Raw genomic sequence first — 10,969 nt, forward strand, 5'->3', positions numbered from 1 at the left:
TATGTTCCATTTTTCATTTAAATTTGTAACATACTCCTAAAATCTTAAATTATGAAGAATTATTACACTCTGTTTTTTTTATTATTTTTCATTTCGGTAAATTATGCCCAACAAAGCATACAAACATTACAAGTTGATAAAGCATGGGTTAATGAATCTGAAGAGTGGTCAGATTTTACATATGACGGAAAAATTGTACTTTCGATTAATAGTAATAAAGAAGAAGGCAGCCTTAGAATTGGTAATTATGATTTTTTATATGATTTTTGTGCTGGTAAAGCAAAGTTTACAAATAAAGCAGCTTACAACACAGCAGAATTTTCACATCCAAGAAAAATATCTGTTACCACTGACAAACAAGGAATAGTAAATTCGACATATGAAGGGACTTTGATTTTCGAATTGGATAAAGATTATTATTCAGTAATTGTCATAGTTACATTATTAGAAAAAGGCGGAAATATATTAGGCGCAAAAATGCACCTTAAAGAAAATAACAGAAAAGAATACGCATTTAGCTTAAAACCAAGTAGTTAATAAATAATTTAAGAATTTGATCACGTTTATTAAATTCTAAATCAGTAAAATTCCAATAATTTAAAATGGATGTATTAATAAAGATTAAAGATCGAGAGGGAGTTATACACGAATTACAGGCTCCAACTGATATGGCAATGAACATAATGGAGTTATGCAAAGCATACGAACTTCCTGTTGAGGGAACCTGTGGCGGAATGGCCATGTGTGCTTCATGTCAGTGCTACGTTTTAAATGATGTTGCTCTGCCTGAAATGGGTGATGACGAAGAAGCTATGTTATCGGAAGCGTTTTACGTTAAATCTAACAGCCGTTTAGGTTGTCAGATTCCAATTACTACAGAATTAGAAGGTTTAGAGCTTGAACTGGCTCCAGAATATTAAATATAAAAAAGCGAAAACCTGGGTTTTCGCTTTTTTATTATAATATTTATTCATATTTCTTTATTAAATCTTCCAAAGAAAATTCCGTTAGAAGCTTATCTAAATACTTTCCTCTACTGCTTGTTTCACGCTGATATGGTGCAAAATTACTTGTATATTTATTAAATGCGTCATTCAGTTCCTTTAAATGATTTATTTTTTCCTGAGTTATAGCTAAACCTCTATTTTCAATAAAATCTAATATTCTTTTTATTGCAATCTCTTTCTCAATAATTGCCTCTTCATTACTCTGTAAAGTACAAATACCATAAATTCCTTTACAGAAATAATTCCATTCTTCTTCGAGTGCTTTATCTGCTTTCTCAAGATCTATTTCTCCACTTTCAACAAAAGTGTTGCCATACGCAAACGTTTTGTGCTTATGGTTCTTCAAATTAGACAATAGCGTTTCCTTAAACTCGCTTTTAAATTTTTCGGGATTATTATTCTCAATATTATCTTCAATAAGTTTCAGGATGCTTTTTGGAAAATATTTTTTAGATCTGACAATCTTATAATTATCATTTAAGGAAGAACTTATTGTTACTTCTGAGCTGACAACATATGAAGGTTCAGGAATAAGTTTTACTTCAATAAGTTGGTTTAATTTATGTGAAGTGAGATTCATTATCCTTATAATTTCTTCAAATTCCAGATAATTATCTTCAATGTATTTTAGGTTTACGTCTTTCATTTTTGAATAGGGATTACTAAACCAAATATACCATTAAAACACAAAAAGACCGTAATTGCATTGCTGTAATTACGGTCTTTTCTTTATAACAATTTTCTTTAATCTCTAATTTATACTAAACCGGCTGAAATTAAATACTCAGCGATTTGAATCGTGTTTGTAGCTGCACCTTTTCTTAAATTATCAGCAACAATCCACATGTTTACTGTATTAGGCTGGCTTTCGTCACGACGGATTCTTCCAACAAAAACATCATTTTTACCTTCTGCATACAGTGGCATCGGGTATGTAAATGTATCTAAATTATCCTGTACCACTACTCCATCAGTATTGTGTAAAATTTCACGAAGCTCATTTACTTCGAAATCATTTGTAAACTCAACATTTACAGCTTCGCTATGACCGCCAACAACAGGTACACGAACAGCTGTTGCTGTAACTCGAATGGTATTATCACCAAGAATTTTTTGAGTTTCACGAACTAATTTCATTTCTTCTTTAGTATATCCGTTTTCTTCAAAACTATCACAATGAGGAATAGCATTTCTGTGAATTGGATATTTGTAAGCCATGTCACCCTGTACTCCGGCATACTCATTTTCTAATTGTCTAACCGCTTTTACGCCTGTTCCTGTAATAGATTGGTAAGTAGAAACTATAATTCTTTTGATATTGTATTTTTTGTGCAAAGGAGCCAAAGCCAATACCATCTGAATAGTAGAACAGTTTGGATTTGCAATAATTTTATCTTCTTTAGTCAAAGATTCAGCGTTGATTTCAGGAACCACTAATTTTTTTGTCGGATCCATTCTCCAGGCAGATGAATTATCAATAACTGTAGTTCCGGCAGCTGCAAATTTTGGTGCCCACTCTAATGAAGTATCTCCTCCGGCAGAGAAAAGAGCAATATCTGCTTTCATATCAACAGCAGTCTGCAAACCTACAACTTTATATTTTTGACCTTTATATTCTATTTCTTTACCTACTGATTTTTCAGAAGCAACAGGAATTAATTCTGTAACCGGAAAATTTCTTTCTGCTAAAACTTTTAACATTATTTCGCCAACCATACCGGTGGCGCCTACAACCGCTATTCTCATTTTTATATTTTTATTTATGAATATTCTAACTTTAGACTGCAAAAGTAAGTATAATAAAAACGATAGCAATTCGATTCACAAAAAATAACAAAATGTTACAAATCAAACAAAATAAAAAAACCGCACCAATTAAAGAGCGGTTAAGTTAGACTTAGTGTAGCGGTATATTATTTATTTTTTTAATAAATCTCTAATTTGTATCAATAATTCTTCCTGAGTTGGTCCTGCAGGCGGTGGTGGTGGAACATCTTTCTTTTTTGCAGAATTTATTCCTTTTATGATTAAGAACAAAACAAAAGCAACAATTACAAAGTTAATTACGGCCGAAAGAAACAACCCGTATTTTACACCTCCAAAAGCCGTCAGTTCTTCTATGGTAGATAAATGAGCTGCATCCAAAGCCGGTTTTAATAACAAAGGTGTAATTACATTATCAATTAATGAGCTCACAATTTTACCAAAAGCTGCTCCAATGATAACACCGACAGCCAAATCGACCACGTTGCCTTTCATTGCAAATTCCTTAAATTCAGAAAAAATTCCCATAATTGTACATTTTTGTAATTAATAGAGTATCGAAATTACATAATTTTCTCTAAACTTGTTTTAAATTATCTGAAAAACACTCTTTTTACGCGTTGGGAAATACTGGTTAAAATTTCATACGGAATGGTTTTCAATGCATTTGCCATTTCAATAACATTTGGGCTTTCTCCAAAAATAATAACCGAATCTCCTTCTTTGCAATCTATCGAACTTACATCTACCATTAACATATCCATGCAAACACTTCCCACAATAGATGCTTTTTGATTTTTAATGGTTACATAACCAACCTGATTACCCCATAATCTTGAAATCCCGTCTGCGTAACCAATTGGAATAGTTGCAATTTTAGTTTCTTTTTCGGCCATAAACCTGCGTCCGTAACCTACGCTGTCACCTGCAGGAATTGTACGAACCTGTGAAATAATTGATTTTAAAGTCCCAACATTTTCTAAGTATTTTTGTTCTGAAGGATCATTGGAAACACCATAAAGACCAATTCCTAAGCGCACCATATTATATTGTGCATCCGGAAAATTACTGATTCCGGAAGTATTCAGAATATGACGAATTGGATTTGCACCCAATTCACTCATCAGTTTTGAAGACAATTTCTCGAACAATCGAATCTGCGAAAGAGCAAATTCATAATGTTTCATGTCATCGCTGGTCGCCATATGCGATAAAATACTTTGAATACGAACCGTTGAATTTCCTTTTAAAGTGGCAATCAATTCGTCTATTGTATTTTCTTCAAAACCCAGGCGGTGCATTCCGGTATCCAGCTTGATATGAATTGGGAAGTCTTTTAAATTCTTTTCACGGGCAATTTTCAAAAAAGCATTTAATCCTTTTATACTATAAATTTCCGGCTCTAACTGATACTGAATAATAGACGAAAAACTTGTCGATTCAGGATTTAAAACCATAATTGGCAATTTAATTCCACCATTTTTCAGGGAAATTCCTTCATCGGCAAAAGCCACACCTAAATAATCGACTTTATGGTGCTCAAGCAATTTTGCAATTTCCAATCCTCCGTTTCCATAACCAAAAGCTTTCACCATAACCATGATTTTGACATCATTAGCTAATTTAGATTTAAAGAAATTTAAATTATGGCTGATCGAATTCAGATTGATTTCGAGAATAGTTTCATGGGTCTTCTCTTCCAGTAAAGACACAATTTCTTCAAACTGAAACGATCTTGCGCCTTTTATTAAAATGGTTTCATTGGCAAAATTCAGATTTTCAAAATCATTGATAAATTCGGCAGTATTCTGATAAGTAATACAATTTGAAAATTTGTTTTTAAATGAAGAAATGGTTGCCCCAATTCCAATAACACGATTGACTTTATTATCGGCAATTAGCTGTGAAACTTTAGAATATAACTCTTCGTTTGAAAATCCGCTTTGAAAAATATCCGATAAAATAACGGTTTTGGATGCATTCTTTTTTTGGCTTTCCAGAAAATCCAAAGCTATTTTAAGAGACTGAAAATCTGAACTGTAACTATCATCAATAATACTGCAATTATGAATCCCATTTTTGACTTCTAGCCTCATTTCGACCGGATACAATCCCTGCATGCGGCTTTGAATCACTACAGAATCAAAGTCAAAATAAAGCAGGACCAACAAACACGATATAGCATTTTCTATAGAAGCAGAATCGCTAAAAGGTATTTTTAAATCGAATTTTTGTTTTTGATATCGATATTGAATGGCTGTCGTTTCATTTTTATTTTCTTTTTTCAGAATAAAAACATCCGCGGATTTATCTGTATAACTCCATGAAAAAAGTTTTCGGGGATGCAGCATATATTCAGCTGCAAATTGGGATAAGCAGGAATCGACAATTTCATTTTTCTGATAAATAATTACCGGAGATTCTTTAAATAAAAGTAGTTTTTCATCAATCTTCTGCACTAAATTTAAAAACCCTTCATCGTGTGCTGTACCAATATTAGTAAGCACTCCTATTGTTGGTCTTATAATTTTTTCGAGTTTGTCCATTTCATTAGCTGTCGAAATTCCGGCTTCAAAAATGCCTAAATTATGTTTTTCATTAATCGCAATAACCGAAAGCGGCACCCCAACCTGTGAATTATAACTTTTGGGACTTCGGATAATATTGTAATCGGGGCTCAACAAAAAGTTTAGCCATTCTTTTACGATCGTTTTACCATTGCTTCCCGTTAATCCAATAATAGGAAAATCAAAAAGATTTCGATGATAAGCTGCAAATTTCTGAAGGGCTTCTAAAGTTGATTTTACAATTAAAAAGTTAGCCTTTCCATGACAATTTTCAGGAATGTATTCGACCACAAAGTTCTGAACCCCTTTTTCTATTAACTCTGAAATATACAAATGCGCATCATTGTTAACACCCGACAATGCAAAAAACAAAGTTTGCGAACCATTTTGCAGCGAACGGCTGTCTATCGAAATATGCTCAATAAAAATATCTGTTTCAGGACCTGTTCTTTCGGCATTAAGAACCGAAACAAGGCTTTTTAAATTTATGCTCATTTAGTAAGTTTCTTTTTTCAAATTTAAAACATTAAAGATAGTAAAGAGTTGTGATTTTCTTAAAAAATAAATCGTTTACAGCATCGTATTTATATTTCAATTATATTTGTTGGAGACCCCAAATCACATCGTTTTGAAAAAGATACTCCCTTTATTCTCCTATATACTGCACCCGGTTTTTATATCGATGTATGCCACTTTATTTTATCTTTTTTATAAAGAAGATACCTTTACAATTCAGGAAAAATACTATGTCTTATTTCAAATTTTGATTATTACGGTTATAGTTCCAATATTGTTTTTTTTATTGCTTCGGTCAACGGGAAATGTAAAATCGGTAATGATACATGAAACATCCCAACGTAGAATCCCGCTAATTTTACAATGTTTTTTATTTATTTTATTAGTAAAAAGAAGCATCATAATTACACGTTATCCTGAACTGCATTTCTTTTTCCTTGGCGGATTATTCAGCACCATTTTAGCCTTAATCTGTTCACTTTTTAAGATAAAAGCAAGCTTGCATATGATGGCTATTAGTGGTTTTGCTGTTTTTGTAATCGGACTAAATACACACTTACAAATGCATAATATTTATTGGTCTGCTTTTTTAATATTAATGACCGGGGTTGTGGCTTCGTCCCGTTTAGAAATGAATGCGCACACCAATAAAGAGTTACTGATTGGATTGACAATCGGAATATTTCCGCAAATTTTATTTCTGTATTTGTGGTTATAAAATATAGAAAATCAAACCAATGTTCATTGTTCTCATATCTATATTTTCACCATTTACAGTCTGAGCCGATTTAAATAAGGGTTTCAAGCCATAATACGCATATACATTCCAGGTATTATACCCTGTCGAGAGATAAACACCATACTGAAATTTATTAACATCCGGATTGTTTCTTACTACATAAGTATTTTCCCCATCTCTAAAAATCGATTTATCCGAAAAGACATAGCTGAACTTTATTCCGCCATAAATTCTCCAAAACTTATAACTTTCATAAGTCGAATTTCTCCATCTGAATTCTATTGGCAAATCAACTAAATACTGCCTGAATTTATTAGAATTAAATGCATCATACGAATTCACATCATAAACTAAATTTCCCTCAACATTTTGAATCGTCAAATTTTGGTAATAATTTTTATAACTTAATCCCAAACCTGTAGCGATAGCTACTGTTCTGTCTTTGTTAATAGGCATGTCACGCAAAAAACCCAATGAAATTCCAGCTGAAAATTTATCTTGTTTTAACCCGGCAGGAGCCTGAACCAAAAGATTATAAGTTACCGCAAAATAAAACTGATCTTCACGATATAAAGAATCAACTTTTACCTGTGGCAAAAGTTCCGTTTTTGCTTCCTGTGAAAAAACGTTCAGAAAAGAGACTAGAAATAAACAACTAAAAAATAATCGCATACTGTGTTTTGGTTTTAAAAGGGATTTCAGATAAACGCTTTTTTGGGTCGATTTATTAGACTTACAAATATAATATAATGATAGTTTACGATGTGAATATTATGTAATTATTCTGTTTCTGTGCCTTCTGAAATATTTTATTGCACTATTTTCAATAAAAAGCAGTAAAATCAGGTATTTTTATATCCTCTTTTATACCTTTGCAATAGTTATGAAAAAAAAGCAGCTCATAATAAGTGTTTCTTTGGCTCTGACGGTATTGTTATCGATACTGTTCCAGTCTGTACACAGCTATGAGCATATTGCCAAACAACTTTCTGAAAAAAAATGTCATCACGATTATAATGACAAAAACGGTGAAATCACTCATCAGCACCATAATTACGATTCTTGTTTTGTTTGCCAATTTTCATTTGAAAGTTATATTACTCCTGAAAAAATTTCTTTTCAGTTTTATAAATACCACAAAGAAATCCCTTACTTCCTTAGCTTTTCAAAAAATGTTATTTCATTTTCAGGGAGCTTATACTCACTTCGAGGGCCTCCTTCAGCTATAGTTTCTTAAATTTCGATATACTCGAAATCAAAAAAACAAACTCTTTTTTAAAAAAATTGATTATAAAAATCAGTTCAATTTCCCAGTCTTAACTATTTATTGAGATCGGAAAATTTTACTATTATTTCAATTTTATCTTAAAAAGAAAAATCAATTAACTATAGCATCATTTTCAAATGAAAAAAATAATAATAGCCCTTATTTTAGGGTTTTCGGGCATTCTTTCTGCTCAAAATTCAATTTCAGGAACCGTTATCAATTCTCAGAACAATCCAATGCCGGGAGTATCCGTTTATTTGCAGGAATTGCATAAAGGAACTACAACTGACGAAAACGGTAAATACCAATTTACAAATCTTCCAAATGGAAGCTTAAGGCTTAGTTATACTTTTGTTGGATACACAACACAAAATAAAACAATCCCGAAATTACTTAAAGAAAATACTTTAGACATTACACTTGCTGAATCTGTTTTTGAAATGGATGAAGTAATTGTTTCAACTCCTTTCAACAAACTGCAATCGCAAAACGTAATGAAAGTAGAACATGAAAGCATCAAAACATTACAGCAAAAAGGGACTTCAACTTTGATAGAAGGTTTGGCTACGATTCCCGGAGTTTCGCAGATTTCAACAGGAACTTCAATCGGAAAACCAGTAATCAGAGGTCTTAGCGGCAATCGTGTTTTAGTATATTCTCAAGGTGTCCGTGTTGAAAATCAACAATTTGGAGATGAACATGGCTTAGGTTTAAATGATGCCGGAATCGAAAGTGTTGAAGTTATTAAAGGCCCTGCTTCTTTATTATACGGATCTGATGCTTTAGGCGGTGTTTTATATTTTAATCCTGAAAAATTTGCTGATGCGAATACTTTTAAGGCTAATTTCAGTCAAAAGTATTTTAGCAACACACAAGGAAGTAATTCATCAATTGGATTAAAAACTTCTACAGATAATTGGAAATTTCTGGCTCGCGGAAGTTTCAACACACATTCTGATTACAAAATTGGCGATAACGGCGATCGTGTAACGAATACCCGCTATAATGAAACCGATTTTAAAACCGGAATTGGTTACAGCAATTCGAGTTTTTCCAGTGTTTTAAGATATAACTACAACAAACTTGATCTTGGAATGCCTGATAATGGAATTGGGGAACAATCTACAAGCAAAAACACGGAGTTTCCCAGACAAGGAATTTTTAATCATTTATTGAGTTTAAACAATGTAATTTTCTTTGAAAACTCAAAATTAGATGTTGATTTGGGTTATATCTCTAATGATCGAAGTGAATTTGAAGACAGTAATGAGGCTGTTTTGCATATGAAACTTAAAACTTTCAACTATAATGCAAAATATCACTTGCCAAAATTGGGTAAAATCGAAACTATTGTTGGTGTTCAGGGAATGCATCAGACCAATGCTAATTCAGGTGAAGAATATTTGATTCCGGATGCTACTACAAATGATTTTGGAGCTTTTGGAACAGCAAATTATGAATGGAACAATAGTGTTCTGCAAGCAGGATTACGTTTCGACAACCGAAATGTTACCTCTGAAGCACACGGAACTGAAGGTGAAGAAGGTTATTTTCAGGCTATAGACCGATCTTTTGACAGTTTTAATGCTTCATTGGGATATAAAACCCAATTGGCAGAGCCATTAACGCTGCGTTTGAATGTAGCTACAGGGTTTAGAGCTCCAAATTTAGCTGAATTAACTTCAAACGGTGTGCACGAAGGAACGAACCGATATGAAATTGGAAACAATGATTTAAAAACCGAACAAAACGTTCAGACAGATTTAAATCTGGAATATAAAAATTCGCATTTTGAGTTTTTTGTAAACGGATTTTACAATCATATAAACAATTATATCTATACGTCGCCAACGGGAGAAGTTCGTGATGACAATAATGTTTTTGCTTATATTCAGGATAATGCGAAATTATACGGTGGTGAAGTTGGATTGCATTTTCATCCACATCCATTGGATTGGTTACATTTTGAAACCAGTTTTGAAACGGTAACCGGCCAAAAAGACAACAAAGATTATTTGCCTTTTATCCCGGCAAATAACTGGAACAATACGCTTAGAACCGAATTCAAAATCAAAAACTGGTTCGAGGAAGGATATGCTTCTTTGAATGTTTCATCAACTCTTAAGCAGGATAATGTAAGTGGTTTCGAAACGGCTTCAAAAGGATATACCTTGGTTAATTTAGGCTTTGGAGGAACAGTAAAACTAGGCAAAACAGCTTTTGATGTAAATCTGAACGGAAACAATTTATTCGATAAAAGCTATATCGCACATCTTTCAAGATTAAAAACAGATGGTATTCCAAACATCGGAAGAAATATTGTTTTGGGAGTAAATTTCAACTTATAATTTTTTAAAACCATATAAGTCATATAAATAAATTAAGCTATGTCTTTATCCTTTTGAAAATCATTGTCATCCGGAGCGGAGTCGAAGGTTTTTTATCTGGAAAGAGCTTTCCTGAGCAAAGCCTGACATCAATTTTTAATTACATCCAATGGATAATAAACTTATATGACTTATATGGTTTAAATTAAATTTCACAACAAAAAATGCTATTTTTGTTACAACTCATAAATGTTAACTATGAAAAAAACAATTCTAATAATGACCATTACTACTGCAGGAATTTCATTTGCCCAGAATAAAATTCAATATCCGGAAACTAAAAAAGGCGAAACTGTTGATATTTATTTCGATACCAAAGTAAATGACCCGTATCGTTGGCTTGAAGACGATAAATCTGCCGAAACAGGTGCCTGGGTAAAGGCTCAAAACGAAGTTACTTATGGTTATTTAGATAAAATTCCATTTCGTGATGCTTTAAAAAAACGAATGGAGAAGCTCTGGAATTATGAAAAAATAGGAGCTCCATTTATAGAAGGAAAATTTACTTATTTTTCTAAAAACAACGGACTTCAAAACCAGTCGGTTGTTTACAGAAAAGATGAAAATGGCAAGGAAGAAGTTTTTTTAGATCCAAATACATTTTCCAAAGACGGAACCACTTCACTTGGTGGTTTAGATTTTTCCAAAGACGGATCTAAAGCCGCATATTCAATTTCTGAAGGCGGAAGCGACTGGAGAAAAGTCATTATTATTGATGCTTT

General features: G+C 32.6%; 10 protein-coding genes and 1 pseudogene. 6 read left to right on the plus strand and 5 right to left on the minus strand.

The features are described 5' to 3' along the window. The first annotated feature begins 51 nt into the window (after positions 1 to 51). A complete protein-coding gene (locus tag PMI10_RS04900; RefSeq protein WP_007805181.1) occupies positions 52 to 537 on the plus strand; it encodes a hypothetical protein in 486 nt (161 codons plus the stop codon). Between the two features lie 65 nt (positions 538 to 602). After that, positions 603 to 920 carry a 2Fe-2S iron-sulfur cluster-binding protein gene (locus tag PMI10_RS04905; RefSeq protein WP_007805184.1) on the plus strand — a complete coding sequence of 106 codons (318 nt, stop codon included), beginning with the start codon at positions 603 to 605 and terminating at the stop codon, positions 918 to 920. Positions 921 to 966: 46 nt separating this feature from the next. Here the strand turns inward: PMI10_RS04905 and PMI10_RS04910 are convergent, their stop codons facing one another. The 4 genes from PMI10_RS04910 to PMI10_RS04925 all read right to left on the minus strand — a co-directional run bounded on the left by PMI10_RS04910 (position 967) and on the right by PMI10_RS04925 (position 5,833). Beyond that, positions 967 to 1,653, minus strand: a complete 687-nt coding sequence (locus PMI10_RS04910) for a DUF6058 family natural product biosynthesis protein (RefSeq protein WP_007805187.1) — start codon at positions 1,651 to 1,653, stop codon at positions 967 to 969. Positions 1,654 to 1,763: 110 nt separating this feature from the next. Then, positions 1,764 to 2,753, minus strand: coding sequence for an aspartate-semialdehyde dehydrogenase (locus PMI10_RS04915; protein WP_007805189.1), 990 nt, complete (start codon positions 2,751 to 2,753; stop codon positions 1,764 to 1,766). A 171-nt stretch (positions 2,754 to 2,924) separates the two neighbouring features. Next, a complete protein-coding gene (mscL, locus tag PMI10_RS04920; RefSeq protein ID WP_007805191.1) occupies positions 2,925 to 3,299 on the minus strand; it encodes a large conductance mechanosensitive channel protein MscL in 375 nt (124 codons plus the stop codon). 65 nt (positions 3,300 to 3,364) lie between these two features. Continuing rightward, the gene (locus PMI10_RS04925) at positions 3,365 to 5,833 is read right to left on the minus strand and encodes a bifunctional UDP-N-acetylmuramoyl-tripeptide:D-alanyl-D-alanine ligase/alanine racemase (RefSeq protein ID WP_007805194.1); all 2,469 of its coding nucleotides are present in this window, start codon (positions 5,831 to 5,833) and stop codon (positions 3,365 to 3,367) included. 133 nt (positions 5,834 to 5,966) lie between these two features. Between PMI10_RS04925 and PMI10_RS04930 the strand changes: the two genes are divergently transcribed. Continuing rightward, entirely contained in the window at positions 5,967 to 6,572 is a 606-nt protein-coding gene (locus PMI10_RS04930; protein WP_035631392.1) for a hypothetical protein, read from the plus strand. On the opposite strand, the gene PMI10_RS04935 is transcribed toward PMI10_RS04930, so the two are convergent. After that, a complete protein-coding gene (locus PMI10_RS04935; protein WP_007805198.1) occupies positions 6,567 to 7,265 on the minus strand; it encodes a porin family protein in 699 nt (232 codons plus the stop codon). The genes PMI10_RS04930 and PMI10_RS04935 overlap by 6 nt on opposite strands. A gap of 211 nt (positions 7,266 to 7,476) precedes the next feature. On the opposite strand from PMI10_RS04935, the gene PMI10_RS04940 reads away from it, so the two are divergent. The 3 genes and pseudogenes from PMI10_RS04940 to PMI10_RS04950 all read left to right on the plus strand — a co-directional run. Next, a complete protein-coding gene (locus PMI10_RS04940) occupies positions 7,477 to 7,830 on the plus strand; it encodes a hypothetical protein (protein ID WP_035631388.1) in 354 nt (117 codons plus the stop codon). Positions 7,831 to 7,997: 167 nt separating this feature from the next. Next, a complete protein-coding gene (locus tag PMI10_RS04945) occupies positions 7,998 to 10,208 on the plus strand; it encodes a TonB-dependent receptor (RefSeq protein ID WP_007805200.1) in 2,211 nt (736 codons plus the stop codon). A 237-nt stretch (positions 10,209 to 10,445) separates the two neighbouring features. Continuing rightward, a pseudogene (locus tag PMI10_RS04950) lies at positions 10,446 to 10,969 on the plus strand (S9 family peptidase); the annotation flags it as partial.

This window comes from Flavobacterium sp. CF136 (genome assembly GCF_000282055.1).
Taxonomy (GTDB): Bacteria; Bacteroidota; Bacteroidia; order Flavobacteriales; family Flavobacteriaceae; genus Flavobacterium.

Coding starts and splice junctions, on each gene's coding strand:
- PMI10_RS04915 (WP_007805189.1), bottom strand. CDS start 2,753: ATGAGAATAGCGGTTGTAGGCGCCACCGGTATGGTTGGCGAAATAATG.
- PMI10_RS04925 (WP_007805194.1), bottom strand. CDS start 5,833: ATGAGCATAAATTTAAAAAGCCTTGTTTCGGTTCTTAATGCCGAAAGA.
- PMI10_RS04935 (WP_007805198.1), bottom strand. CDS start 7,265: ATGCGATTATTTTTTAGTTGTTTATTTCTAGTCTCTTTTCTGAACGTT.
- PMI10_RS04940 (WP_035631388.1), top strand. CDS start 7,477: ATGAAAAAAAAGCAGCTCATAATAAGTGTTTCTTTGGCTCTGACGGTA.
- PMI10_RS04910 (WP_007805187.1), bottom strand. CDS start 1,653: ATGAAAGACGTAAACCTAAAATACATTGAAGATAATTATCTGGAATTT.
- mscL (WP_007805191.1), bottom strand. CDS start 3,299: ATGGGAATTTTTTCTGAATTTAAGGAATTTGCAATGAAAGGCAACGTG.
- PMI10_RS04905 (WP_007805184.1), top strand. CDS start 603: ATGGATGTATTAATAAAGATTAAAGATCGAGAGGGAGTTATACACGAA.
- PMI10_RS04900 (WP_007805181.1), top strand. CDS start 52: ATGAAGAATTATTACACTCTGTTTTTTTTATTATTTTTCATTTCGGTA.
- PMI10_RS04945 (WP_007805200.1), top strand. CDS start 7,998: ATGAAAAAAATAATAATAGCCCTTATTTTAGGGTTTTCGGGCATTCTT.